At 68.5% G+C, this 25,353-nt stretch carries 21 protein-coding genes, 1 tRNA gene and 1 pseudogene; 12 read left to right on the top strand and 11 right to left on the bottom strand.

The annotated features are described in order from the left end of the window. Positions 1–361: 361 nt before the first annotated feature. Positions 362–1,360 carry a GNAT family N-acetyltransferase gene (locus SCAB_RS45920; protein WP_158512245.1) on the top strand — a complete coding sequence of 333 codons (999 nt, stop codon included), beginning with the start codon at positions 362–364 and terminating at the stop codon, positions 1,358–1,360. Here the strand turns inward: SCAB_RS45920 and SCAB_RS19285 are convergent. Further along, positions 1,300–2,370 (bottom strand): S66 peptidase family protein, encoded by a 1,071-nt coding sequence (locus tag SCAB_RS19285; RefSeq protein WP_078580141.1) that lies wholly within the window; start codon positions 2,368–2,370, stop codon positions 1,300–1,302. The two genes, SCAB_RS45920 and SCAB_RS19285, sit on opposite strands and share 61 nt — an antisense overlap. A gap of 135 nt (positions 2,371–2,505) precedes the next feature. On the opposite strand from SCAB_RS19285, the gene SCAB_RS19280 reads away from it, so the two are divergent. The 6 genes from SCAB_RS19280 (at position 2,506) to SCAB_RS48550 (ending at position 8,458) form a co-directional block, all read left to right on the top strand. After that, the gene (locus SCAB_RS19280) at positions 2,506–3,882 is read left to right on the top strand and encodes an IS1380 family transposase (protein WP_013001747.1); all 1,377 of its coding nucleotides are present in this window, start codon (positions 2,506–2,508) and stop codon (positions 3,880–3,882) included. A 236-nt stretch (positions 3,883–4,118) separates the two neighbouring features. After that, positions 4,119–4,189, top strand: a tRNA-Cys gene (locus SCAB_RS19275). A 155-nt stretch (positions 4,190–4,344) separates the two neighbouring features. Then, positions 4,345–5,415, top strand: a complete 1,071-nt coding sequence (locus SCAB_RS19270; protein WP_148274214.1) for a phosphoenolpyruvate carboxykinase (ATP) — start codon at positions 4,345–4,347, stop codon at positions 5,413–5,415. Then, positions 5,402–6,241, top strand: coding sequence for a hypothetical protein (locus tag SCAB_RS19265; RefSeq protein ID WP_013001745.1), 840 nt, complete (start codon positions 5,402–5,404; stop codon positions 6,239–6,241). Before SCAB_RS19270 ends, SCAB_RS19265 begins: the two co-directional genes overlap by 14 nt. A 608-nt stretch (positions 6,242–6,849) precedes the next feature. Further along, the gene (locus tag SCAB_RS19260) at positions 6,850–7,998 is read left to right on the top strand and encodes an AAA family ATPase (protein WP_231885085.1); all 1,149 of its coding nucleotides are present in this window, start codon (positions 6,850–6,852) and stop codon (positions 7,996–7,998) included. Further along, positions 7,958–8,458, top strand: coding sequence for a hypothetical protein (locus tag SCAB_RS48550; RefSeq protein WP_231885083.1), 501 nt, complete (start codon positions 7,958–7,960; stop codon positions 8,456–8,458). Before SCAB_RS19260 ends, SCAB_RS48550 begins: the two co-directional genes overlap by 41 nt. A gap of 34 nt (positions 8,459–8,492) precedes the next feature. Here the strand turns inward: SCAB_RS48550 and SCAB_RS19255 are convergent, their stop codons facing one another. The 10 genes and pseudogenes from SCAB_RS19255 to SCAB_RS48045 form a co-directional block, all read right to left on the bottom strand. Further along, positions 8,493–8,756 (bottom strand): hypothetical protein, encoded by a 264-nt coding sequence (locus SCAB_RS19255; RefSeq protein WP_013001743.1) that lies wholly within the window; start codon positions 8,754–8,756, stop codon positions 8,493–8,495. Then, positions 8,753–9,628 carry a type IV toxin-antitoxin system AbiEi family antitoxin domain-containing protein gene (locus tag SCAB_RS48545; RefSeq protein WP_231885321.1) on the bottom strand — a complete coding sequence of 292 codons (876 nt, stop codon included), beginning with the start codon at positions 9,626–9,628 and terminating at the stop codon, positions 8,753–8,755. The genes SCAB_RS19255 and SCAB_RS48545 overlap by 4 nt, the downstream gene beginning before the upstream one ends. Before the next feature lie 339 nt (positions 9,629–9,967). Then, a pseudogene (locus SCAB_RS48540) lies at positions 9,968–10,264 on the bottom strand (WhiB family transcriptional regulator); the annotation flags it as partial. Between the two features lie 133 nt (positions 10,265–10,397). After that, positions 10,398–11,009, bottom strand: a complete 612-nt coding sequence (locus SCAB_RS19245; protein ID WP_013001741.1) for a hypothetical protein — start codon at positions 11,007–11,009, stop codon at positions 10,398–10,400. Between the two features lie 266 nt (positions 11,010–11,275). Continuing rightward, positions 11,276–13,591 (bottom strand): hypothetical protein, encoded by a 2,316-nt coding sequence (locus SCAB_RS19240; RefSeq protein WP_013001740.1) that lies wholly within the window; start codon positions 13,589–13,591, stop codon positions 11,276–11,278. Positions 13,592–13,643: 52 nt separating this feature from the next. Next, positions 13,644–14,177, bottom strand: a complete 534-nt coding sequence (locus tag SCAB_RS19235; protein ID WP_013001739.1) for a hypothetical protein — start codon at positions 14,175–14,177, stop codon at positions 13,644–13,646. A 51-nt stretch (positions 14,178–14,228) separates the two neighbouring features. Continuing rightward, entirely contained in the window at positions 14,229–17,204 is a 2,976-nt protein-coding gene (locus SCAB_RS19230; protein ID WP_013001738.1) for an ATP-binding protein, read from the bottom strand. A gap of 45 nt (positions 17,205–17,249) precedes the next feature. After that, entirely contained in the window at positions 17,250–17,735 is a 486-nt protein-coding gene (locus tag SCAB_RS19225; protein WP_013001737.1) for a hypothetical protein, read from the bottom strand. A 40-nt stretch (positions 17,736–17,775) separates the two neighbouring features. After that, positions 17,776–18,039 carry a hypothetical protein gene (locus tag SCAB_RS19220; RefSeq protein WP_013001736.1) on the bottom strand — a complete coding sequence of 88 codons (264 nt, stop codon included), beginning with the start codon at positions 18,037–18,039 and terminating at the stop codon, positions 17,776–17,778. A 77-nt stretch (positions 18,040–18,116) separates the two neighbouring features. After that, positions 18,117–19,775, bottom strand: a complete 1,659-nt coding sequence (locus SCAB_RS48045; RefSeq protein ID WP_197696210.1) for a conjugal transfer protein — start codon at positions 19,773–19,775, stop codon at positions 18,117–18,119. A gap of 377 nt (positions 19,776–20,152) precedes the next feature. On the opposite strand from SCAB_RS48045, the gene SCAB_RS19210 reads away from it, so the two are divergent. The 5 genes from SCAB_RS19210 to SCAB_RS19190 all read left to right on the top strand — a co-directional run bounded on the left by SCAB_RS19210 (position 20,153) and on the right by SCAB_RS19190 (position 25,254). Continuing rightward, complete coding sequence (locus tag SCAB_RS19210) at positions 20,153–20,704, top strand: hypothetical protein (RefSeq protein WP_013001734.1); 552 nt, start codon at positions 20,153–20,155, stop codon at positions 20,702–20,704. A gap of 199 nt (positions 20,705–20,903) precedes the next feature. Further along, on the top strand, positions 20,904–21,572 hold the full coding sequence (locus tag SCAB_RS19205; protein ID WP_013001733.1) for a hypothetical protein: 669 nt from the start codon (positions 20,904–20,906) through the stop codon (positions 21,570–21,572). Positions 21,573–21,579: 7 nt separating this feature from the next. Next, a complete protein-coding gene (locus SCAB_RS19200; protein ID WP_037729800.1) occupies positions 21,580–23,661 on the top strand; it encodes a peptidoglycan DD-metalloendopeptidase family protein in 2,082 nt (693 codons plus the stop codon). Positions 23,662–23,916: 255 nt separating this feature from the next. Then, the gene (locus SCAB_RS49060) at positions 23,917–24,045 is read left to right on the top strand and encodes a hypothetical protein (protein ID WP_013001731.1); all 129 of its coding nucleotides are present in this window, start codon (positions 23,917–23,919) and stop codon (positions 24,043–24,045) included. A 111-nt stretch (positions 24,046–24,156) separates the two neighbouring features. Next, positions 24,157–25,254: a DNA polymerase III subunit beta family protein gene (locus SCAB_RS19190; protein ID WP_078580334.1), complete on the top strand. Its 1,098-nt coding sequence runs from the start codon at positions 24,157–24,159 to the stop codon at positions 25,252–25,254. Positions 25,255–25,353 lie beyond the last annotated feature (99 nt).

Raw genomic sequence — 25,353 nt, 5'->3', positions numbered from 1 at the left:
CGCGTAGGGAAACCTCACTGGCCGGGCTGCAAGGCATCCAGGACCCCCATCCGGCCGACCGACTCTACGTCAGTTACATCCGTTCATGCTAACCGTATGGGAACTGGCCCGAACTGCCGGTGAGGGCTTGGCGACTCGTCAGGCGTGCTCCCAGCCATGGACCCTCACCGAGTTCCTCGGAGGAGCGACCGCAGGGACTGAAGACGGGCCGGAGCGGGAAGCCTTGGCGAGGCCACTGGCTCAGCTTGCGCCGAGGGTGGGGGTGATCGCCGCCTTGGTACCGTGGCCGGGGTCAGCCTCCACATCGGGTGAGCCGCGGCCAGACGGTCACACATTGGCAAGGAAAGGGCATGTGCGGGGCATGAGTAATGTCGACATAGCGTGGGGGGACGGCGACGACGTCCTCGGTAATTCTTCGTGGGACGAATTCGTCGGCACGACCGGTTCGATTTTCCAGGACAGTCGATTTCTGCTGACGTGGTGGCGCGACACCGCCACGAAGAATCCAGCGTCACAATTCTACGCCGCTACTTTTGCGGACGGCGGGGAAACCATCGGTGTCTGTGCCTTCGAGCTGAACGACGGCACTCTGTCCTTCGCCGGTGGACAGGATGTCGTCGACTACATGGGCCCGGCCGTCGCTGACGGCCGGGAGAGCGCCGTGGCCGACGCCGTGGTCCGGCTGGCTTTCGACGAGCCGCGGTGGGAACGCGCACACCTTGCCGGGCTCCCGGCCGACGGGCCCTTGACCCAGGCGCTGATCGACGCCTTCCGCTGGCGAGTGCCGCAGGCCGAGGTCGGGGTCCACGACCAGGCGCCCCGCATCCTGTCGGCGCCGGAGGGCTACCTCGGACTGCTGAACTCCAAGAGACGAGGAGAGGTGCTCCGCAAGCGGAAGCGCCTGGAGGAGGAGATCGGGCCGGTGAAGGTGGTTGCCTCCACCCCGGACACCTGGTCCAGCGCGTTGGAACAGTTGCTCGCCTGGAAGGCCTCGGCGACGCCGGCGATGCGCGACTTCGTGACCGAGTACGGCGACTTCGTCCGCAACCTGGTCAAGGAACTGGCTCCGAAGAACGCAGCGCATGTGGTGGAACTCCGTGCGCAGGACGACCGCGCTGTCGCTTCCGCGATAGTGCTGACACATCGGCGCACGAAGTACCTCTACAACATGTCGTACGACATGACGACGGTCAGTGCCTCCAACAACGGGCTCGCGCCGGGAGTCGTCCTCGTCTCCCACCTGGCCGAGGCCACCCTTGAGCAGGGGTTCGTCTTCGACTTCCTCAAGGGCGCACAGGACTACAAGGTCCGCCTCGGCGGCGTGCCGGAGGGCATTGTCACACTGTCCTTCTCCCGCTGAGTCTCCCGCGCCGATACCGCGGTCTCGTCGAGGCGCAGCATCGCCCGGCCGGTGTCCAGCGTGGCCATGACGCCGATCGGCAGTGTCGTGATCGGCACGGTGTGGCCGAGGTCGACGTCGGTGAGTGCGGGAAGGCCATGGCCGGCGGCCAGGTCCCGCAGGCACCGATCCAGGTCGTCCGGCCGGTCGGCGCCCGGCGTGCGGCCGAATACCAGGCCCGCGGCGTCGCGGAAGAACCCGGCTGCGGCGAGCGTGGCCAAGTCCCGCCGGACAACCGCCACCTCGGACTCGTTCGTCTCCAGAAAGACCAGGCAGCCGGTCGTCCGCGGACAGTACGGGGTACCGAGCAGGCCCACCACCGTGCTCAGGTGGCCGCCGACCAACCGTCCGCGTCCGGCACCAGGCCTCAGGACACGCCAGGGCCCCGCCGGTACCCGAGACCGTGGACGATGGTCCTCCACCTCCCAGCGCGGTGACTCCACGGACGTCGCGGCGGGCGGGCGCAGCACCCGGGAGCCGCCGGGACGCCAGGAATCGAGCAGGCCGGCCGCCCCGTACGGGTCGATGCCGTCGGCATCACCCATCGACGGGACGACGGTGGGACCGTGGAACGTCACGATGCCCGAACGGACGTACACCCCGAGCAGCAGAGAGGTGATGTCACTGAACCCGCACAGCGGTTTACGAGCGGCTCTCAGCAGGTCGAAGTCCAGGTGGGGGAGCAGCTCGGCGGAGCGCAGGCCGCCGGTCGTACACAGGATCGCCGAGATCTCTTCGTGCTGGCAGCACCACGCGATGTCCTTCGCGAGAACCTCGGGCGCGGGCCGATCACTGTCGTCCCACCACGCATGCGGCGCGGGGACCGGCCGGAAACCAAGACCGGTCAGCGCCTGCAGAGCTCGCGCCAAACGACGCGGAAAGCGGCTCACCGAACTCGATGGCGTGACCAGGCCGATGGCCGAGCCCGGCAACGGAGCGTACGGCTTCACCACTCCTGCAGCGGATTCCATCGGTGCACCCTAGCCTCGCGCTTTCATGAAGCGGGCTGTCCAGCAGGCGGTCAGGAAAGCAGAAAGTGCCTCTGACCAGCAAGAATGAGGATTGTCGAGGTCCTTGTTCCTGCCACCGCCGGAGGCACTTCCCAGGTGAAGCACTCTATCGGGTCCTATCCCCGCGTCCGTGTCCAGGACGACGGCCGCCAGGTGGTCTCCCAGGCCGGGTCGGTCCTGCTCGTCGAAACGGTCCGGAAGACCGGCCTTGACCAGGCCATATCCCATGCTCTGGCTCCGTGGCGCAAACCGCGGGCCGTCCACGATCCCGGCAAGGCCCTCCTGGACGTCGCCCTGGCGGTCGCGCTGGGCGGGGACTGTCTCGCGGACGTCGCGATGCTGCGGTGCGAGCCGGCCGTCTTCGGCCCGGTCGCCGCCGGCCCGACCCTCTCCCGCCTGATCGACACCCTCGCCGCCTCCGGGGAGAAAGCCCTGCAGGCCATCCGGTCCGCACGGTCCGAAGTCCGTTGCCGTGCCTGGTCGCTGGCCGGCAAGAACACCCCGGACGCCGACGGCCAGGTCGTCATCGATCTCGACGGCGTCCTCGTGATCGCCCACTCCGACAAGGAGGACGCGGCCCCGACCTGGAAGAAGACCTACGGCCATCACCCGCTGACGGCCTTCCTCGACCACGGACCAGGCGGAACCGGTGAGCCCGTCGCCGCCCTCCTGCGACCGGGGAACGCGGGCTCGAACACGGCAGCCGACCACATCACCACCGCCCAACTCGCCCTGGCTCAAATGCCGAAGCGATACCGGCGAGGGCGACAGACCCTGATCCGCACCGACTCCGCGGGCGGCACCCACGACTTCGTGTCCTGGCTCGCCCAGCGGGGGCGCTGGCTGTCCTACTCGGTCGGCATGACGGTCACCGAAGCGATCCACGAACACGTGCTGAAGGTCCCCGCCTCAGCCTGGACACCGGCCGTCGAGACCGACGGCGAGGCCCGTGACGGAGCCTGGGTCGCCGAGCTCACCGGCAAGCTCCTTCACGGCTGGCCCAAGGGCATGCGACTGATCATCCGAAAGGAACGGCCCCATCCCGGCGCCCAGTTGAGAATCACGGACGCGGACGGCATGCGGATCACGTGCTTCGCGACCAACACCCCGGACCGGCCGATCGCCGCGCTCGAACTCCGTCACCGGCTGCGGGCCCGGGCCGAGGACCGGATCCGGGCCGCCCGCGCCACCGGCCTGCGCAACCTGCCACTCCATACAACAGCCCAGAACAAGGTCTGGCTGGAGATCGTCCAGATCGCCCTCGACCTGCTGGCCTGGATGCTCATGCTTGCCCTCACCGGCAAGGCCCGGCTCTGGGAACCCCGCCGCCTGCGATTCCGCCTGTTCTCCGCGGCCGCTCAGCTCGTCACCACCGGCCGACGCAGGATTCTCCGCCTCACCCGCCACTGGCCCTGGACCGACGAGATCACCACCGCCCTCGAACGGCTCGCGCTCCTGCCCACCCCCGGCTGACCAGCGGATTCGCCTGTCCCTACGAAAAGAGAACCCAGCCCGGAGCAGTGGAACCCGGCGCCAACCCGACGCGACACTCGGTCCGCCGGCATGCCCACCATCAGCCACAGAAAGCGAAACGGTCCACCGACTCCGTCGGCGGACCGTCATGCAAGATCGAGGCTAGCCGCGTTGTTGTCAAAGGTGATCGGTTAGTATCGTTTCTCGGCGCCCGGTTTGACCGAGCGTCATGTTGTGGTGAAGTGGCCGAGAGGCGAGGCAACGGCCTGCAAAGCCGTCTACACGGGTTCGAATCCCGTCTTCACCTCTATCCCTTCGGTCAGACACATGCCTGTTCGACTCTCTGAAGGTTGGCAGATTGATTCACGGCATAGTGGCATGCGTGGTAAACCGGTTGGCTGCGCCACAGTTGATGGCCCCTCTGGGACAGCGCGTCACCGGGAGCCTCGCATGAGCCGGACGTTGTCGATCCGCTTCGCGGCACAGGAGATCAGCGCGACGGTCCACGCCGACGCTGAGCAGGCCATCGCGCCGGTGCTCGCTTTCGTGCAGCCGCACTTCTCGGTCGATCCGGTCGACCCCATCCAGACGCACGGCCTGCCCCTGCGGATCTCCCCGCTGGCCGACTGGACACGCCCGTCCGGCGAGCCGCAGCGGACGATGGTCCGCAAAGGCCGGTCGGACGCCAGCCATGTCTGGGGTGACCTCTGGCAGGTCGAAGACCGGACAGTGATCGAAATCAAGTCGAGCCGGACGGTCTTCGACCTGGCCGCCGACGGGTCCGGAGTGCATGTCTACGTCAGCGACACCTCGCGCTATCACCTCTCCGATTTCCTGCGGGAGGCCATGTGGGAGCTGGCCGCGGTCGGCGGCGGCACGTTCATCCACGCGGCATCGGTCAGCAACGGGCAGGTGGCGTTCGCCCTGGTCGGTGACAAGGGGGCAGGAAAGACCACGACCGCCCTCGACCTCGTTCGAGGCGGAGCCGACTTCTATTCCGGCGACATTCTCCACGTGACCACCGACGCCGGTCAGGTGTACAGCTACCCCGACTACCCGGGGGTGTGCTGGGGCACCATCCGCGCCAACCCGGAGCTGCTGAAGGCCGCCGAGGAGTTGGGCCTGGAGCAGTCGCCGGACGACGGCGCCAAGGTCCTCATGCCGCATGATATTTACGGGACCGCGCTCGGTGTCCGGAAGTCCGCGCCACCACTCCCGCTGGGCGCGATCATCATCGCCAACGTCTCTGCTCCCGGCGCCGCCCGGATAGAGTCGGCCGCGCCGAGATGGGACCTGCTGGAGACGCTGGAGCGCCCGGGCAGCGACCCTGGCGAAGGCTGGGAACCGTTCCTCGACGAGGCGGGTCGCCGCTACGCACGCTCTGGCAGCGAGCTGCGCACCAGCCCTCTGCGCCCGGACGTGCCGTGGTACACCAGGCTTGGTCGGGGACGCCCGTCGCCGGAGGAGATCGCCGGGCTGCTCGACAAGACCAGTCAGGCCGCTGTACCGGAGAGCCGCGATGGCCGGTCTTGAGCCGTATCGGGACGAACTGCTCAGCGCGGTCACGGACGATGGCACGGGCAACTGGCTGAATCTCCTTGCCGCGAACGGTTTCCGGATTCAACCCCACTCCAAAGGCGTGGAGTTCGAGATCAAGTACGCGCCGCAGCGGTCCGGAACCCACGGTGAGCTGGGGGACTGCGCACGGAGCCTGCTTGCGCCGGACGGCCTGCCGGACGGCGTGATCTCTCCACCGTGGCTCGTGTTCCGGGCTACCACCGTCGAGTACTGGCTGCTGGGCTCCACAGAGTTGAGCAAGCAGCGCAAGTCCGATGGCACGGACGCTCTGCGACGGAGCGCAGATCAGACCTTCCGGGACTCGGCGAGCGGCACGGCACTTGTCCAGGGTTACCGCAGCAAGGGCGTCAAGCGGAAGGTGCACCAGATCTTCCGGGACCCGGCCACCGGCACGCCGCTTGTCCAGGCGACGGAGGATTTCCTCACGGACCCGGATCGGATCACGGCCGCCTTCGCGGGCTGCGACGGCAGTGCGGGTGTGGTGTACAAGACCCGGGCGAAAGGCCACTACGTCCATCTTGCCGACGGGATCGTCTTCAACCTTGTCGAGTCCCGCTGCCGGATCGGTGACGCCGAACAGATCCAGCTGGAGCTGGAGTACGGAGCCCACATCCATCACGAGTCGCGGGAGCCGACCACAGAGTGCACCGAGGCTGAACTCCGCACCCGCCTGTGGAACCTTCACCATCTTCTGACGCCACGGATCGACGAGGCGAACCTGGCCACGACCGCCGAGCTCAAGCGCGACTTCGTCCAAGCCGCCCGCGACAAGCACACCTGATGTCGACCACTTCTTAGTCACGTCCTTGCTGAGTCCGTCGATCCGGACGGCGTACGGCAGCTGCTGCGCAGAAGGCGACCGTGCTCTCCGGTGACAGCCTGACGGACATCGTGGGGAAGGGACTCGGCGACCCGGCCCCGGTCGTCGTCGGCCAGGAGCTGCGCGTCGGTGACCGCGTCCGCGCGTGTGCCCCGCGCCCGCGTGTCCCCGGACGCCGATACGGTGTGCGGCTCACCGTCGGTTCGCAGGGCCGGGGAACGGACGGCTCGGGCGGTCACGCTGTTCCGACGGCCTGCCGTACCGTCCGAGTACGGTCAGGGCACCTCTGCGGCGTGCCCTCCTCCTCGCGCGCAGAGCCGGGCGGGGGATGTCGATCCGCTTCGGTTCGTCTCTGATCGTGGGAGCGTCGAGCGGGGTGATCCCGGGTTCTCGTTCCCGACGTCCGCTGATGATCCGGTGAGGTGGAATGCTCGCTCTGCAAGGCCGGAACCAGTGCTTCACAAGGAAAGGAAGCGAAGCTGGGGGCGTCGTGGTATGCCACCAGGAAGTCCGAGCGGGCCTGGACCGAAGGTGTCGGGTTCTTGCGGCAGGGCCGGACGGAGTTAGCCGTGCAGTGCTTCGAACTGGCTTTGCAGCACGATCCGTTCGCCGCTGATGCCTGGCTGGGTCTGCATGCCGCCGGGCATCGTCAGGCCGAGGCCGTAGAGGCGATGTTACAGCACAGGGGTTCCTTCGGTACTCTGCGCAGCAAGCACAACATGCAGTTGAAGTCCCGGTTCGACCTCGGTTTCCATGTGACGTTCCGTCTGGAGACCGCGCGTGACCTCTGGCTCGCCACCATGGCGGGGCTTCTGCGCGAACGGCGGCTGGGCGAGGCGTGGCAGTCCATGGCGGAGGCCCAGCTGGACTGCGACGAGACGCGATGCGTGTGCACGAGATACGCCTTCCTGAAGCAGGACTGGCCGCTGGTCCTGCACTTCTCGCGGAACATCACCGACGCGTTCCTCCGGGACGAGGCGCAACTCTATGTGGCCAGAGCCCTCGTGGAGCAGCGCGTCTTCCATGAGGCGATCAGCACCCTCGCTCCGCTTCCGCAGGCCCTGGACAAGGAAAGTCGTTTCGAGGGAGAGGTCGCCTATGTGCGGGGCCTCGCGCTCGACGGGCTGGACAGGCCGGAGGAGGCACTGCGGCATTTCCAGTACGCCTTCCGCTGCTTTCCCACCCTCGCCGATGTCGTCACCCGAGCCAAGGCCGTCACCGTCCCGGCCACCGACACCCCGGACCAGGAGGCATCGCCCAAGGCGGTGTCCACGGAGGATGCTTCGGCCACCCCTGATGTCGTAACCCGGGGGTTGTGGCTCAGCGAGGCGATGGAGCTGCTGGACGGCATGGTGGGCCTGGAGCCGGTCAAGCGGCAACTGCGCACACCCGTGGCTCGGTTGCGTAGGACCGTTGTACGCCGAGAGCAAGGTCTGCCCTCCAGCCCGGGGCCGCAGCACTTCGTGTTCGCCGGCCCGCCGGGGACGGGCAAGACCACTGTGGCCCGGGCGCTCGGCAAGGTGTTCGCCGGCCTCGGACTGCTTGAGCGCGGACACGTGGTGGGGACGCAGCGTGTTGACCTTGTCGGCCGGCATCTCGGCGAGACGGCCATCAAGACGAGCAAAGTGATCGATTCCGCGCTGGGTAGGCATTCTGTTCATCGACGAGGCATACGCGTTGTCGAACAGCGGCTATTCCGGCGGCGACGCCTTCGGTGACGAAGCGCTACAGGTCCTGCTCAAGCGTGCCGAGGACGACCGGGACCGACTGGTCGTCATCCTGGCCGGCTACCCGGACGAGATCAACGCGCTGCTGGCCACCAATCCCGGACTGGCCTCACGGTTCACGACCCGTGTGCACTTTCCCTCGTACTCCGCCGATGAGCTCGTGCGGATCTCCCACGGTTTCTTCGACTCCCAAGGCGATGTCCTCGATGAGGATGCCGCCATGGCACTTCGCGGCCACTGCGAGGCTGTGGACGACGGTCTCGTCGATCGGCTGGGCAACGGCCGTTTCGCCCGTGAACTGTGCCGGAAGTCCACGGCACTTCGCGATCTGCGTCTGTACGACCTCTACGGAGGTTCCGACACACCCACCCGGGAGGAGATCGTCACCGTACGCCTCGCGGACGTCTCGGCCGCGTACAGGGAGCTTCACGACAGCGCGATCGCCCCCTGAACGGCGTGCCGCCCGACCCGGCCGCCGAACCGGGTCAGGCGAGCTGTTCCGTCGATCCGTCCGGGTGGACGAGAAGATGGATCGTGCTGCCGAAGCGGTCGTCCGTGATGGCCGCCAGAGCGGGACCCCCCAGGTGCTGGGCGCGCTGGTGGAGGATCGAGAGGACGACGTCCTGGATGTCGCCGTAGGGCGGGGCGGTCACCGGAACGCCGTCGACCAGACCGGCGTTGGGCGAGAAGACCCGTATCTGGGCGCCCTGCACATCGGGCGTGCCTGAGGGGTGGGGCGCTTCAGTCATCGTTTCTTCCTTTCGGCCGGTCCCCCGGCCGGGGCGGCTCCCGGTACGGGACAGCCGCTCGTGGTCTCGTTTTTGTCGACCAGGTTGTGGGGACGGACGTACGTGCCCCGTGAGACACGTTCCAGCTGACCGGACTTGACCAGAGTCGACAGTATGTTGCTGATGGTCTTCGAGGTGGCACCGTACCGGCTGGGCGGCATCAGGTGCAGCACATCGCCGGCCGAGAACGCGCCCGGGAAGGTCGCCAAGGTCCGCACCACGGCGGCACGGACGCTGGAGATGACCGCCGGATGATCGCGCGGCCCGGCGTCCGTGGAACCGTCACCGCGCGAGGTGGGCGATGGGGAACCATGGGCAACCGGCGTGCCGTTCGTGTCGATGCGGGGCAGGAAGGCCCGAAGCTCGTGCAGCGCCGTGCGGACCGTCTCCAACCGGGGATCGAGGTCCCCGTCGGCTGTGGCCGTCAGCATGGTGGCCACCTTCTCTATGTTGGAGAGGGGAAGGAGCAGATCCCGCAGCAGCGGTCGCAGGAAGTCGCGTCGCAGCGCTGCCACGGGGTCGGTCATCGCGAGTTTGAGGCCCACGGAGCCGGTGAGAACGGACGGGGTGCTTGCCTCGCCGCTCTCGCCCGAGGGACCGTCGTCCGTCGGCAGCATGGACACCAGGGCCGCCCGCAGATCGCGGATGCTGCTCAGGGTCTCGGGCGCGACATCGCCGCCCGGCACCCTGGTCAGCATGGCGGCGACCTGCTCGACGCTGAGCACGGCGGGCAGTGCGGACCGCACCAGGGGGCCCAGTACGGCCTGTCGTACGGCCTCGGCCGGGTCCTCCAGCGAGAAGACGATCCGCTCTCCGGAGTCGACCCCTGCCATCGGATCTTCGTCCCTGCCTTCCAACGATGCTTCCGTCCCGGACGGGGCGTCCGATCGCGCCGGTGCCGGTGCGGCTGCCTCGGCCTGTGCCTCCTTCAACAGGTCCTGCTGCCGCTCCCGTTGCTCGTGAAGCATGTCGAAAGCGTCCAGAATCTGTTCCAAGTCGGGAGTAGCCTGATCGCCAGGAGGCCGATACGGAACCGAACCGCCGGCACGTGATCGCAGGCGAGCGAGTCGCCAGGGCGTGGACGTGCAGCCGGAACGGGTCGTGTCACGCTGGGGAAGATCCCCGTTCTCGTCGCCGATGTGGAGTCGACGGCGGATCCAGCGACGGTCCTCGGCGGTGGTCGCGGCCGTGTAGCCGTACGGCTCGGCGTGCGCGATCGCGTCCTGCAGGCACTCGGCCCACAGTGGACAGGACGCGCACAAGTCGCGTGCGGTGTGCAGAAGTACCAGGTGGTGACGGCGCTGACTTGCTGATTCCTCGGGCGTGGGCCGGGCCTTCTCCAGCAGCGGGTGCTGGAACACGTCAGGGCGCCGCTGGCAGGACACCGCGGCATCGGGGACGCGAGACCGTACGACGGGCTTGCGCGAGGACGGTATGGGTGGTGCAAACAGCGCCGTATGGCTTGCCATACGCATGTGTGTAATCCCCCGTGATGATCTATGATCACAAGGAACTCTAGAGCAATCTGTCAACCGTGCGCAACGCATATGCAAATGATCCGGTTCGTTCACGCATAGGCGAATCGAGACATTCACGGCCACGTCAACTGTCTCTGCCGGTAGGGCTCTTGAGGCCGAACCGCCTGCCGGAAACCCTCCGCATCCTGGAGCGCACGGCCTGTACGCTGCCGCCGCGCAAAGTCAGGAACGCGCTGACCCCGACGAAACCGAGGGGGACGCCCGCTTCCGGCCAGACCATCCCCACACCCGACGCGATGGCGATGATCAGGTCGGCGCCCACGACCGTGACGCCGCGTCCTCCGGGGTGGTTCTTCGGGATCCAGGCACCGAGGAGCACCATGCCGGCCAGCGCCCAGTACCCGAACACCGCCTCGCCGCTGACGACCGGCGAGGTGCCCCAGCGAGCCGCTTCACCGGCGGTGGCGAAGTAGCTGGTCAGCCCGGCGGTGAGCACAGTCGACGCGATGGCCAGCAGCAGTTGTCGACGGCGCCGCATGGACCAGACGACCAGTCCCAGCGTGAGCAGCCCGCAAACCGCGACGAAGGACGAGCCGCTCGACGACGCGAGCGCGAAGAGGGTGTAGGCCGCGGCGAATCCGAAGGCGATACGGGGGAGGAGCCTGACGGCCCACGCGTCGTTGCGGTCCTGGCGGACGAAGCGCCGGAGCAGGGCCGAGGCACTCCCCCTCCCCACACGCTGCCGTCCCGTCGGGCCCGGCTTCGACGCCGGCTTCCCGCCGACCCGGGGATGCCGTGTCCTCGTCCTCATGAGAGTTCACCGGTGTCCAGGCGCTCCGGGCCGGTGCGCACGGTCGCACCTGCCCGACGGCCTTGCGGACGGCCTGTGTTCAGTACGGGCACGGGTGTCTCCTCGATGTCGGTACGGACGGAAGGTTCGGACGGAAGGTGGGGGAGGACGGAGGGGAGGGGCGCCGCCGTGAGAGCGGCGCCCTGGGGCTGCTACGGATTGCCCGAGTTGCTCACACGGCCACCGGAGCCTGTGCCGTTGGCGCCGGATCCGGTGCCGCCGTCGCCCGAGCCGTCGCTGTTGCCGCCGGATCCCCCGCCGGACCCACCGCTGTTGCCGCTGGAGCCACCTGCGCCTCCGCCGGAGTTGCCGGAAGAGCCTCCGGAATTACCGCTGGAGCCCCCGCTTCCGCCGCTGTTGCCGCCTGACCCGGTGCCGCCGCTGCCCGAGCCACTGACACGACCACCGCGCCCGGAGCCTCCCGTGGACCCCGAGCCTCCGTTGGACCCGGAGCCGCCGGACGTTCCCTGGGTGCCAGTGCCAGTGCCAGTGCCAGTGCTAGTGCCCGTGCCCGTGCCTGCGCGGGTGCCGCCCGAACCGGGCGGGTTGGCCGTTCGGTTCGCGCCTTGGTTCGGGTTCTGCGGCGGGTTGCCGCCGTTGCGCCTGCGTTGCACGGCGCTTCGTCCCGCACGCCAGGCACGTCCGACCCTCTGGTCCCCGGTACCGGCCTCTGTCCTTCTCGCTCCGGTGGCCGCTACTCGGCCGGTGCCCCCCGAGGCGCCGCCCGACCCCTGGCCGGGACGCTGCAGGCCCTTCTTGCCGACCCACCAGTCCGAGCTTCCCTTGCCGATGGGTCGGCCTGCGTTCGGATCGATCTGACCGCCTCCGAACGCCGGCGTGAACTCCCCGCTCGTCAGCTTCTCGATGAGCTTCCGGATCATCATCACGACGGCGATGCTCACCAGCATGAGCAGCAGCAGCTGACTGCCCAGCGCGATGTCCGCCGGGAAGATCATCTGATACAGGACCAGCAGCAGTGTCAGGATCACGCTGAAGCCCGCCCGCAGCACGAAGCTGTGCACGAAGGCCTCCAGCCAGCCTCTGAGCAGTTTCTGCTGTGAGGGGTGCATCCCGATGGCGGCGACCAGGGGGAGCATCACGATGAGGATCAGGGTGACGGCGTGCCAGAGGAGGGTGAGTCCGCTGAGGACGATGACCATCACGCCGACTACGAAGGATGCGAGCAGGGAGTAGAAGGCCACACCCACCCGGGCCCCCGCGTTCTTGCCCGCCCAGGTGTCGAACGCCACCGGGTAGATGTTCTGGTCCGGAGTGTCGTCGGTGTCGATGTCCTCACCGCCCGCGATGTCCTTGCGGATGGGCACCCACTCGTCGTCCATCTTGTTCAGATCCTTGCCGAGGTCCTTGTTCGTCTCGGACTGGGCCACGAGCTGACGGACGCGAAGATCCTCGCAGCGGGCGCCTCTGCCGTAGGAGCATGAGGCGTTCTTGTCGTTCGGGACGCAGACCCCCCCGCTGACCTTGCCGTCGCCCTCCTTCTTGAAGATGCAGTTCTTGCCCGGCGCACCGAACTGCCCCAAGGCCCAGGGGCGGAAGATGAGCGTGTCGTACATGGCGCAACTCGACTGCCGCAAGCCCTTGTTGTAGTTGTCCTTCAAATCGCAGGGCGGCTGCATCTCGCCCGACACACCGGCCAGGGCGGTCGACATCAAGGCCGTGTTGGCATCACCGATATGGCTGTCGGACCATGTCACGAACCTGTCGTAGTTGCCGCCGGTGAGGAAGGCCATGACGCCGATGATGCTGAGCGCGGCCCAGGAGACACCGGCCCACACCTCACGCGTGTCGCCGGCGCGCCACTTGGTGAACACCCACAGGCCGACGAGCAGGATCATGATGACCACGGCGGGTTGCAGCACGTTGTCCTTGAGGGTCGTCACGATGCTGTCGCGGCCCTCGTACAGACCCGCCATCGGGCTCGGGTTGGAAGCGGTCTCCTTGATGGAGATCGACATCCGCGTGAAGAACTTCGTGAACGTGAAGATGGTGTCGGCCGCGCCGTTGTAGACCAGGTCCATCACGGCGCAACTGTCGGCTCCGCTTCCGAGGTCACCGTTGTCCTCGGAGGCGTCGCCACGGCCCTTGAAGGTCTGGGAGAAGTTCAGCCCGCGTAGGCCGTTCAACTCGTACATCGTGTACATCTCGGGCGGTCGTGGCATCTTCACGGCCCCGGTGACGCTGCCGCTGATGTTGAGACCCTTCGCGTTCTCCTTCTCGTCCGTCGCCCCCTCGTCCCACTGGTTGTAGGCGGGGAACACGCTCTCCGCGTCGCCCGCAGTGTCCATCTGGTACTGGTCGTCGCCGGTGAAGTTGCACGAGAAGTCCGCGTAGGCCGAGGACGGCGCGGCGAGGGTCAGGGATATGAGGGTCAGCGCCACGAAGAGGACGGTGCGGACGGCCGAGCCCGTCCTGCCGAGGGTGCGGCGCAGCGTGTGGCGCGAGGACATCTGGATTCCTTGGACGAATGCGGACGACGAGAGCCGACGACGCACGAGGCGGTCAGTCGGTCGGGAAGTGATCACTGAGGAAGCAGCCGGAGACGAGCCCCTGCTCCTTCTCGAAGCCGCTCGGAACAGTGAAGTCCGGATCACAGGTCAGATACTTCAGGCGCGAGGCCTTGAGGCCCTCGACCGTGCCGGCGCCCGCCGGAACGACGGCGAAGTCCTGTCCCACCAGGAAACCCGCGTGACCGTCCCGGTCGGCGGCCGTCTGGAACTTCTTCATGTCCTTGATGGTGAGCAGTGCGATGGGGGCGCCGTTCCCGTCTTGGCAGACGGCGCGATCCCCGATGGCCCATGAGGCGTCCGCGGCCTCTTCCTCGCCCCACGCGGTGCTGCGCCCGGAGTCGTCGTATTCGTCGCCCGTGGTGAGCTTCTCGCAACGGACGAACGTGGTGAGGTACTCCGCCACGGATGCCATGTCCGAGGCGCTGGGCAGATCACTGTCCGTCGACCCCTCGTCGCTCCCGCACGCTCCGACCGCGGCCAGAGAGACAAGGGCGGCGCCCAGCGCCAGCGTTCGCTTGATTCGCATGCTGTCCGTTCCGTTCCCCGTGCTGTTGAGTGGTGGTGGCGCTCTGACAGGTCACGCCGGCTGGGCTTCGGTCTGCTCGGCCGGCCGTGCCGGGGCGGGGTCCGCTTCCTGCATGAACTTCCAGTCCCAGACACTCGTCGGTGGGTCGATCGCCTGCCGGGCCGGACGGCTCGTGCCGTTGGTGTCCGTGGCCGCGAGAATCTCCTGGAAGACGAGGTCGACCGCGACCGTGCCGACCCGTTTGTCGGCGTCGCGCTGCAGACACACACCGGTGCGCAGCTCCTGCAGCGCCGCGATGACCTTGGGGTCGTTCTCCGGCCGCCCCAGCAGCGGGGCCACCAGCGACGCCTCCTGGGCAGACTTCTGCTTGAAGGCGAAGACGGTGTGGATCTGGTTGGCGCCACCGCTGCGCGCCTCGGAGTCCTCGATCTGGACCAGGTCGATCGCCTGCTGGGTGATCAGAACGGTGACCGCCATGTAGGAGCGGCCCTGCTTCAGCGCGCGGCGCATCAGATCCCGGCCGCTCTCCGTGGCGGTGACGACATAGGCCTCGTCGACGAAGAGGGCCTTGGGCCGCAGACCGACCTCACCCGTCACCGGGTTCTTCTCGTAGCCGACGTCGAGCATCTGGCTTCCCAGTTCCACGACCGCCATCAGAGCCGTCGCCGCCAGACGCTCCGCCGGGTTCCAGCTGCGCGGATCCGAGGCCGCGGGGGACTGGAAGCCGCGCAACGTGATGACTGTGCGCCGCTTGCGCATGCTGGAAAGAGGCTTGGGCCGGTCCGAGAAGGCGAGCCGTGCGTAGGGCAGTGTCCGTAGCTCGGTGAGGAGCATCTGCGCCAGCTTCAGGTCCTTCTGGGCCTCGCGGTCCCCCTCCGCCACCGCCGCGTCGTACGCCGCGACGACCTCGTCGACCACCTGCCACAACGTCGGCCGCAGGATGCGGCGTTCGGCGTCCCGTGCGTCCATACCGTGCTCGACGGCCTGACGGACGGCGGAGTTGTAGCGGCTGACGACGGTGGCCATCGCCTCGATGACGGGCAGTCGTACGCGCTGGTAGTCGTCGTCGCCGAGGAAGCCGCGGAGCATGGATTCGGCGAGCAGCCGGCCGGCCGGTACGTCGCGGGCGATCACCCAGGGGTCGAGTACGCCTGCCTGGCCCTTGAGCAGGTCGACCACTTCGGTCTCGGCCCAGAAGTCCGGGTTGATCGGCCGAAACCGGCTGGTGGAAGTACCGAGGATGCCCGCTTCGGCGTCCGAGGCGAACTCCGGGTCGTTGACCTGGGAACCGAAGCCCAGGTAGTAGCACAGCTGCGCGAAGTCGGTCTTGGGGTCGATGACCAGGCAGCGCACGCCCGACTCCGACTCCTCGTAGAACTTCTGCAGTGCCAGTGAGGACTTGCCACCGCCGGAGGCGCCGACGATGGCGAGGCCACCGCCGTCGTTGCGGGCGGGACCCACGTGGAGTGAGTAGTGCACGGGCATCTTGCCGGCCCAGCCGACCAGGCTGCCGACCCAGCCCAGTCGCCGTCCGGAGCGCGTCTCGGGATTGTCGCCCAACTCCGTTCCCGCGGTGGGCAGTCCGGCACCCAGCTGCTCCACCTCCTGCAGACGGAGGTACGGGGCGATCGGCAGCTTGGGCGCGTCACCGGGAAGCTGTGACTGCAGCAGACGCCACTGCTGGCGTGTCGGGCGCAGCAGGGTGACCTTCAGGTCCTGCTTGAACTGCATCTCCAGCACCCGGCGCCGGCGTTCCAGCTCCTTGAGGTCGGGGGCGGAGATCGTGAACCGGATCTGCGCCTCCATACCGGGCATCTTGTGTTCTTCGATGTCGTCGACGAGGTCCTTGGAACGGGCGACCTGGCTCGCCAGTTTGGTGTCCGGGCTGCGGCCCGAGGAGGCCATGTCCTTCATCTCGTCCATGAGGTTGCCCCGGATCTTGTCGGCCCGGTCCTTGAACCTCAGATACGGGATGAGCGTGAACCGCATGTCGATCTCGACAGGGAACTCCACGTTCTGCGAGGTGTAGCGGGCCCACGCAGACGACTGACGGAAGCGGGTCTCGGCGGGCCAGTTGGCGGCGACCAGCGTTGTTGTGTAACTGGTCTGCCGTTCGCCGGAGATCTCGTCGTACTGATGCAGGACGATGTGGGTCTTGCGGTTCTCGCCGGAGAAGTCGACGACCAGGTCGAACTGGTTCGGCCCCCACGAGCGTGAGCCGAGCACCGGCTCGGGCGGCACCGGCAGGTCGCCGTGCAGGGGCTTGCGGATCAGCCAGACGAGCTCCTGACGGGTCAGAGGGGTGCCGCCGAGCCCCTCCAGGCTCTCGTGCACCTCCGTGGCGATCTGCGTCCACTCGGCGAGGAGGAAGGGGGACAGATACTCGTCCGAGACGCCCGTGGCCGAAGAGGCCGCCCTGTCCGCCGAGTTGCGCACACCCTGAAGCAGGGCGGGCTCCTCGTACGGCTCGTCGTCGCCTGCCATCACACCGCTCTTGCCGTTGCGCTTGAGCGACCCCAGCTTCACCAACAGAATGTTGCGCTCGCGCAGGGCGCCGATGCGCTCCTGGTACTCGGCCTTGCGCAGGTTGTACGCCTTGTAGTTCTCCGTCGGATCCCAAGCGACCGCGTTCAGGTCCTCCGCCCAGCCCACCGCCGTGATCGGCTGGTAGACCTTGCGGTAGTGGCACTCGACGTTGCGGTCACCGCGGGCGAGGTTGAGCAGACCGCGCGCGGGAGCCTCGGCCATGGCCTGCAGCTCTGTGGCGTTCAGATACTCGTCGATGGCGGTGGGCAGTACCAAACCGGTCCACACCGAGTCGCCGTGCACGAACAGCATGTCGTCGGCGTAACGGTAGGGAAGACGCAGGTCCTCACGCCGCCCGGCGGCTGAGCCGCCGGACGAGGACGTGCCCTGCCGCTTCGGGGCCCGGCCCTGCTCCTGGCCCTTCTTGCCCGAACCGGCCGCCATGATCAGGGCGATCACGAAGAAGGCGACCGCCGCGCCCAGGAGGATCAACAGGAACATGGATAAGTCACCTTGCGGTTAGCGGAAGTTGGCGTCGGATGGTGGTCATCGGTCCCTCGCGGTGAAGGCCGAGCCACGTGCGGCGGCGGCCTGTCGCGCGGCGTCGTACCGCGCGTGCCAGCGCGGTGCGCCGGGCTTCCAGAGAATGACCTGCCAGTGCAGTTCCTCCGGCTCCTGGTCCGCGGCGAGCCCCTGAAGGCGTTTGGGCTGCAACCACCAGTCGGCCCACACGACCAGTTGGTGGCTCAGCGTGAGTGCCGAGGGCAGCGGTCTGCCCCAGACGAAGTAGACGGCCAGCGGCGGCCCGAAGTAGATGACCGCCGTCAGCATCGACAGGCTGAGGAAAGGGAGGAACGTGGACGTGGTGAACAACAGCACGAGCCAGAACAGCCCGAAGCCGAAGGCCGCGCCCAGCGCGGGCAGCAGCAGACCCGGAAGCGGGATGTTGCCCCAGTTCCAGATCCGCTTCGGGCGGTTCACCAGGTCGGTGTGGTCGTATGCGACCAGTGGCGTGGGAGCTTCCTGCGTCATCGCTCCGAACTCCCCTAGTAGTGGTGGTGGATGAGCGGGATCAGCCGTCGCCACCGATCTGGGTGCCCAGGGAGATGAGCACACCGGCGAGACCGCTCGCGCTGCCGATGATCAGGGCCGCCAGAGCGATCATGCCGAAGCCCTGGAAGGCCTCGCGCAGACCCTCGCCCTGCTTCATGGAGATGAGCATCCGGATGCCGAGGATGAGGAGCGCGATGATGGCGACCGTCGCCCCCGCGGTCCGGAGAATGTCCTGGATCTCCGTGAACATGGAGTCCAGGGTGGTGGCGGCCAGCAGCTGCATGGTGGTTCCTCTCACAGAGTTACTCGTGTGGCGTCAGTCGTCTTGCGGGTGGACAAGGACAGGAGCGGCCCCTGACCTCAGTTCGCGCCGGCCTCCTCGTCCTGCGAGGACCCGTCGCCCGGTGAGGAGGAGGCGGCCGGAGCGGAGGGAGTGGCCTTGCCGGTGCCCGGCTCGTCCTTGGAGGGCTCGGTCTGCTCGTCGTCGCCCCTGCCGCCCTCGGCATCGAGCAAGCCACCCCGGATGTCCTTGATGAACCAGCCCTGGGCTGTGTTCACCACAGTGATCCGGTACGAGCGCCGCGCTGTGTCCCCCTCCGGGTCGGCCCAGTCGACGACCACCCGCAGCTCTACGGCCTGCCCGGTCTTGTAGGAGTACGGAGCGGAGCCCTGGACGCCCTTCGGCACCAGCGCCACCACGTCGTTGACCTGTGGTTCGGACAGGCGGCCGGACAACCCGGTGGTCGCGGCGAGCGTGGCGCCCTGTGCGGTGAAGCGGGCCAGGGTGGTCCTGTCCGACTTGGCCCACGCCTCGAAGTAGCCCGGAAGTACGGTCTGTTGCAACTGCTGGCCCAGGGCGGTGTCGACGTCCTCGCTGTCCCGGTCGACCTCCGGCACGTCCGAGCGAGGCGGCATGGGCATCTCACCGACGTCGCCGGCGATACGTATGCCTTCGCCGGTCGTCAGGTTCTTGACGTACACGGGGACGGTCAGCGTGGTGAGCCCGCCGTCGTCCGTACGTACCTGGATGCCCAGGTAGCGACCGTGGTCGTTGTATTCGGGAAGCTTCTCGCTGGTGCCGTCCCAGGTGGCGGTGAGCGCCTTGCGGGTGCCTTCGCCGCTCCAGCCGCACTCGGGATCGACGCCCGCGGACGTGTACCGGGCGAGTGCCGCCCGGCGATCGGACGCGGTCTCCGGGGAGTAGGTGAGGCAGAGGGTCGCGTACTGCTCCGCGAACGCGGCCGCCTGCTGCGTCGGGAACTCGGTGAGCCCGTAACGGGCCACGTCGTCCTGGTCCAGAGCGGTCGTGCCCGCCCCCGAGGACTTCCCGATGAGCAGTCCCGTCACACCGCACGAGCCCAGCGCGAACAGGCCCGTGGTGATCAGCAGGGCCGCGCGCAGACCGACGTGGGTACGGCGCCCGCCGGACGGCAGGCGGCCGCCCGGCCTGGGCACGTCGAAGTCGCCCGAGGACTTGCGCGGTGCGGTCTTTCCGCCCTGGTCCGAAGCGCCGGCCGAGGGTCCCACGGCCGTGCTCACGGACGCCGGGGCGGGAGCGGGTACGGGGCTCTGCGCCGGTGCCGTCGCCTGCGCGGACCTTCCGGCCGGGACGCTCTTCCTGGCGGATGTCCCGCCCTTCTGGCGCTGTTGCTTCGCCGCCTTCTTGGCCTCGTACTCGGCCTTGCGGGCGGCCCGCGCCTGCTCGCGCTTCTCCTTCTTGGACCCCGTCGTGGGCCGGGACTCGCGCGGCGGCAGTGCGGGCACGGCGGCCTGCCCTGCCTGGGGCGCGCCCCGGACCCAGGCCGCGGCGACCTGTGCGCGGGCCGCCTCGGGCGACAGTTGCCACGACTGCTGCGGCTGCCCGCCCCGCTGGGCGTAGCCGCCGTGCTGGTCGTCGGGCCCCTGCGCCTGCGCAGGCTCTTGTCCCTGCCAGGGTTGCTGGGGAGGACCGAAGGGCCCGGGCTGCCCTGCGGGCTGGCCTCCGCCGACCGCGCCAGCAGAGCTGTTGTGGTCTGTCATCGAGTCGGTAACTCCAGCCAGTTGATTTCCCGTCAGTGGTCCTGCCCGCATCACCGGGCTGTACGACGGGCCCTGGTCCGGCCAGGTGCGCAGGCAGTGTGACAAAGACCGGTCGCCGAACCGCTTTCCTTTTCCCGCCGGTGCCTGTCCGGGACTTGATGAATTCCCGAACGGATTCCCCGGAGGCGAAGTGAGGAATCGGAGCGGGAATCCGCGGGAGGCGCCCTGTGCCGTCGCCCCGTCCTGGATCACAATGCGCGAGGCACGTCCGTCCCGCGTACCCGTATGTCTCCCGAACATCCAGGGACCGAGACCGTCATGCGGATCATGTCGGCTCCGGCACGACCCGAACGTCAGGCTTAGGCGAAGGACGAGAGTTGAGCGACCAGAACGGGCAACCGCACATACCCGACCCGCGCAACTGGGACACAGCCGCGCAGCAGGCCCCCTCGGTCCCCTCGCCGGCTCCCTCGGTTCCTGCCCAGGCCCCGTCGGCTCCTGCCCTCGTCGCGCAACCCACGCCGGTCCCGCAGATGTTCCAGGCCGACCGGGCCTGGGTCGACGGCTACGAGCCGGGGAACCCCTGGCAGGCCCGGCTGTGCATGGAGACCCCGTACGGCACGTTCGTCCATCCACTCACTCCGAACACCATTCCTGACCTGTTGGAGCCCCTTGTACTGGTGGCGCAGGAACAGCAGGGCATGCCGGTGGGCTTCGGGCCCGACGAGGATCCCGGGCCGGAAGACGAGGACGTCCACGTCGAGGACGACGAGCAGCACTGGAGCCGGCGCGTCCAGAGCGGTCGGGCTGCCCGGCTGAGTGGCTGGTCCGCGGTCCACAACCTCTGGCAGCGCGAGGATCCGACGGCGCGGATCGTCATGGGTGGGATCGTCGTCCTGGTGCTGCTGATCGGCATCCTCGTCTCCTGACCCGGCCCCCGGGAGGGCCACCCGTGGTTGATCGGGGCGGTCACGGGGGTGCGGGCGGGGTACCGCATTCCTTCCTTTCTCCCGCCCCTTTCCCACCGAGGAAAACGCCCGGATCTCCTCGCGCCCCTCCCCCTACCGTGTCGGCGAGCACCCTGGCCATGCCGCCGCACGGCCCAGTACACGAAGGAGACACGGGAACGTGGAGCTGCCTGCGGACGACAAGCGCACCGGGCTTCTGGCCCTGGGGGTGCTCGGCATCCTCTTCGTCCTCGTGCTCGTGATGTTCACCGTCTTCGACGGGGACGACGAGGGCGGCGAGGAGGACGGTCCGGCGGCTGCCGCGACCGGACAGACAGACTCCGCCACGGGGGGTCAGGACTCCTCGGACACGGACGAGCCGTCCGGCGGCGGGCCCTCCCCGATCGTGACCGGTGCCGAACTGTCCCGGGCACACGCCGTGATGGCCCGGTACATGGCCGGGATCACCACCTACGACCACCGCAGCGACAGCCGGGCCTGGAGCGGCCCGCTGCTCGAACTCACCGTGGACGACACACGGATGAAGCAACTGACCGCCCTGCCGACCGGTAAGGCGTGGGACACCTGCGTCGCCGAGAAGTGCTCCTCGAGAGGTGACGCCGAAGTCGTACGGGACGCGGTGATCTCGGCCGACGTGACACGGAACAGCGGCCGGAGCATCTCCAGCCTGGTGAAGGTGACGGCCACCGCCACGGCGGCCGGCGACACCACCACCGAGACCAACCGCTGGCTGGTGAGCGTCGAGGAGAAGAGCGGCCGGTGGGTCGTGTCCGGCTTCGACGTCTTCGGCCTCGGGGACGTGGGCGCCTCCGACCAGGCCGGGGAGTGATGTAGCGATGGTGGCTCCCGCCGTACTGGCGGCCGCGGCGAAGGCGGCGAAGGCGGCCAAGACCGCGCAGAAGGCCAAGCAACTGCTGGACGGTCAGCGCGGCAAGAAGGGCGGGAAGAAGCCCGGTCGCAAGACCAAGGTCGCGGCGGTCGGCATCCTGCTGAGCGGCGGCGCGTGTTTCGTTGCCACCATCATGGTCATGAACATGGTTGGCGGGCTGGGGGCGGGGAGCAGCAACGCCTCCTGCACCGACTACGCCGACAACGCGAACGCGGGCAACACGGGCGCGGCGGCGGCCACCAACCCGATCATGCCGGCCGGCAAGATGTACATGCCGAGCGAGACCGCGCGCAACGAGATACCCCCGAAGATGATCCTCGCGGCCATGCGCGGCGCCGCCAACTACGAGGGCCTCGACTGGACGATCATCGCCGGGCAGATGTACCAGGAGACCAAGTTCGGCCAGGACAAGTCCGCGGCGCCCGGCGGCAAGAACTCGGCCGGGTACATGGGCATCCTCCAGTTCGGGAACCCGGCCTGGCAGGACTACGGCGACGACGGCAACGGCGACGGCAAGGAAGACCTGTACAACATTGACGACGCCTCCTGGGCGGCCGCCAACTTCCTGCACGCCAAGAAGGTCGAGAGCGGCCCCTGGCAGGCGCTGCTGAGCTATTCGGGCTCCAACGCCTCCAACACGATCTACCCGCGCGTCGTCCTGACCCAGGCGGCCCGCTACCGCGGCGAGCTCACCGGCGACAAGGACCTGATCAAGCGCTGGTACGCGCATCTGAAGGAGACCGTCGAGAAGAACCCCGACTTCCCCACCCTGGGACAGCAGTCGGACATCCCCGAGCCGGTGGGCAACGACGCACAGGTGGGCAAGGCCCTCAGCATCGCCGCCTCGGCCCCCCGGGACTGGTCGACCCCGCCGCTGAACGGTACGGCCAACGTGGGCAGCGTCACCGCCGCCGGTCTGACCACTGCGCTGAGCCCGGCCGGGTACACGGTCGCCGACGATGACACGGACATCCTCGCCGCTCCCGAGGCGGAGCGGCGTGACGGCTGGCAGTGGCCGATGAAGCAGGGCACGTACATAGCCGGGACGCCCTACCACAAGTCCGGCAGCATGTGGAGCCTCGGCTACCACACGGGACTCGACCTCGTGGCGCCCACCGGCACCCCGATCTACGCCGCGGCGGACGGCACGGTCGTCTCGGCGGGCCCCGGCGGCTCGTACGGCAACATGACGACGATCGAGCACAAGGACGGTGTGATCACCCTCTACGCCCACCAGGTCCGCATAGATGTGACGCGCGGCCAGCAGGTCAAGCGCGGCGACCGGATCGGCCTGGTCGGTGCGACCGGCAATGTCACCGGCCCGCACCTGCACTGGGAGGTCCGCGTACCGGGGGTGGACAACCCCTTCGTCGGCGGCCGTGACGCGGGACCCGGCATGGTGGACCCCGATGCCTGGGTGGCGGGCCGGCTCAGCGCGAACCCGGACTACGGCACGGTGCCCGGCTCCAACGAGCCGGCGAAGGACGCCCAGTACGCCGACTGCGCGGAGGAGAACGGCAGCGCGGCCGTCGCTCCCGACGGAGCGGGCGCCACAGGTGTCCTGCCCGACTCCGACGACCCGGTGATCCGGGCGGTGCTGGGCTGGGCCCAGCGCGGCCTCGGGACCCCGTACGTGTACGGCGCGCCGCGTCTGCAGGGCGAGAATCCCAAGAGCTTCGACTGCTCCAGCCTCACGCAGTGGGCGTACTACATGGCCAGCGGCGGGAAGATCAACATCGGGAGCACGACGCGCGACCAGCAGCCCTATCTCAGGGCGCACAAGGTGCCGTTGTCGGAGGCGCAGCCGGGAGACGTGATCTTCTTCCGGCCCAACGGCGACGGGACGTCCGGACACGTGGGCCTGGTCTGGGACCCGAAGGGACACCAGATCATCCACGCGCCCAGGCCGGGCAAGACGGTGTCCTTCAGCAAGTGGGACTACCAGGACGAGATCACCGGTGTGTACCGCGTACCGATCCCCGAGGGCACCAACGTGGTCGAGGGCGACGGTCGCCGGGAGGCGGCCTGACGGGACCGGTTGGTCCGGATCGCGACGGCCGGCAGGGGACCCCGGTACATGGATCAACGTTCCGTGTGGGAAGCCCAGTTCCTTTTGGCGTGGTCCTGCCGCAGACCGCGGTCGGTGAGGCTCGGGTGCATCCGACCCCAGGTGATTACCTCGGTCCTGCCGTAGCGGGTGGTGTCCGTGACCGTGGTGACGCCGGGGGGATCGTCCAGCTGCCACCCGGCGGCTCGTGCGCCCGTGCGTTGCGCTGCGGCAGGAGTGGTCACGACTCGGTGTCCCGAGAAGCCGGGCATCAGCCTGTCCTACGCCGAGCAGGCCCGGCCGGTCGTTCTCGCCGACGCGTTCACCCTCGGCGCCGACACATCGGCGACGAATCCGGCGCCCTGATGTTCGGCTACCAGGTCCGCACCCCTTGGAGCTCGGCCTTGGTCGATCGTACGGAGGCGGGTTGACCCTCGACCTTGTTCAGGGATGAGAGTGCCGGGTGTGGAGAACGACATGCGCAGCATCGGCGACATGGCCGGCGACAGCGGCCTGGGTGTGAGTGCCCTGCGGTTCTACGACCGGGCCGGGGTGCTGGTGCCGGCCTGGGTGGATCCGGTGAGTGGCTATCGCTGGTACGCACCGGAGCAGCTCGAGGAGGCCCGGTTGCTGGCCCGTCTGCGGCGGGCCGGTATGCCGCTGGCGGACATCCGGCTGGTGCTGGCCGGCTGGTCGGCCGCGGACGGTGATCTGGTCCGGGAGCTGCTCAAGGCGCATCTGCACCGGCTCGGACAGAGGTTGTCGGACGCCCGCGGTGAGTTCTCCGCACTCCGAGCACTACTCGACCACAGGGAGAACGCCATGACCTCGCTCCGTATCGCCTCCGTCCGGCTGTCCGTCGCCGCACCCGAGCTGGCAGCCGCGCTGGACACGGTCCGTTTCGCGGTGAGTACCGACCCCGGGTTGCCGATGCTCGGCGGGGTCCTGTTCGACATCGAGGGCGGGAACCTGCGGACCGTGGCCACCGACCGGTACCGCATGGCCGTCGCGCGGGCCGGAATCACCGGGCACGACGAGGGCCGGGTCCAGGCCGTTGTGCCCACCCCGCTCGTCGACGCGATGCGGGCGCTGTCGGTCGGCGGGGGAACCGCACGCCTCGCTGTCGACGGTGACCGCGTGACACTGGACGCCGGGGACGGGCAGGCGGCCGGTCAGTGCCTCGACCACGACTTCCCCGACTACCGCCGTCTCCTCCCCGCCGACGGCGGGCGCCGTGCCCTCGTCGACGTGGCGGCCTTCCGGGAGGCGCTGGAGACCGGGCCCGTCCGTTCCGGGGAGGCCGGAGCGGACCTCAGTGTGCTCCGGGTCGAGGACGACGGCACGGTCGCCCTCTGCTCCGACAGCGACAGCGACAGCGACGGTGACGGTGCGGGCGCTGCGCACCGCGTGGGGGTCAACCGTGGCTTCCTGCTGGACGCGTTGGACGCGCTGGCTGCCGGCACCTGGGACCGACTGGCTCTGGAGGTGAGTGCCCCCACGGCGCCGATCGCGATCCGCCGGCCCGACGACGAGGGCGCCTTCTCGGTCCTGATGCCGGTCCGCCTGGAGGACTGACCGTACGTCCACGCCGATGTGGCCGCAACGGTCATATCGATGTGGCTCCGCACAAAAACCCAGGCCGGGATTTCGGCCTGGGTTTTCGTGCGTCCGCCG

Source organism: Streptomyces scabiei 87.22, assembly GCF_000091305.1.
Lineage (GTDB): Bacteria > Actinomycetota > Actinomycetes > Streptomycetales > Streptomycetaceae > Streptomyces > Streptomyces scabiei.
The sequence above is the reverse complement of the archived record's forward strand: the minus strand, read 5'-3'. Positions and strand labels throughout refer to the sequence as shown.

Bases quoted from the DNA above. Each gene is read 5' to 3' on its own strand.
- SCAB_RS45920 (WP_158512245.1), top strand. From the start codon at position 362: ATGAGTAATGTCGACATAGCGTGGGGGGACGGCGACGACGTCCTCGGT.
- SCAB_RS19285 (WP_078580141.1), bottom strand. From the start codon at position 2,370: ATGGAATCCGCTGCAGGAGTGGTGAAGCCGTACGCTCCGTTGCCGGGC.
- SCAB_RS19265 (WP_013001745.1), top strand. From the start codon at position 5,402: ATGGCCGGTCTTGAGCCGTATCGGGACGAACTGCTCAGCGCGGTCACG.
- SCAB_RS19255 (WP_013001743.1), bottom strand. From the start codon at position 8,756: ATGACTGAAGCGCCCCACCCCTCAGGCACGCCCGATGTGCAGGGCGCC.
- SCAB_RS48545 (WP_231885321.1), bottom strand. From the start codon at position 9,628: ATGGCAGGGGTCGACTCCGGAGAGCGGATCGTCTTCTCGCTGGAGGAC.
- SCAB_RS19240 (WP_013001740.1), bottom strand. From the start codon at position 13,591: ATGTCCTCGCGCCACACGCTGCGCCGCACCCTCGGCAGGACGGGCTCG.
- SCAB_RS19235 (WP_013001739.1), bottom strand. From the start codon at position 14,177: ATGCGAATCAAGCGAACGCTGGCGCTGGGCGCCGCCCTTGTCTCTCTG.
- SCAB_RS19230 (WP_013001738.1), bottom strand. From the start codon at position 17,204: ATGTTCCTGTTGATCCTCCTGGGCGCGGCGGTCGCCTTCTTCGTGATC.
- SCAB_RS19225 (WP_013001737.1), bottom strand. From the start codon at position 17,735: ATGACGCAGGAAGCTCCCACGCCACTGGTCGCATACGACCACACCGAC.
- SCAB_RS19220 (WP_013001736.1), bottom strand. From the start codon at position 18,039: ATGCAGCTGCTGGCCGCCACCACCCTGGACTCCATGTTCACGGAGATC.
- SCAB_RS48045 (WP_197696210.1), bottom strand. From the start codon at position 19,775: ATGACAGACCACAACAGCTCTGCTGGCGCGGTCGGCGGAGGCCAGCCC.
- SCAB_RS19200 (WP_037729800.1), top strand. From the start codon at position 21,580: ATGGTGGCTCCCGCCGTACTGGCGGCCGCGGCGAAGGCGGCGAAGGCG.
- SCAB_RS19190 (WP_078580334.1), top strand. From the start codon at position 24,157: ATGCGCAGCATCGGCGACATGGCCGGCGACAGCGGCCTGGGTGTGAGT.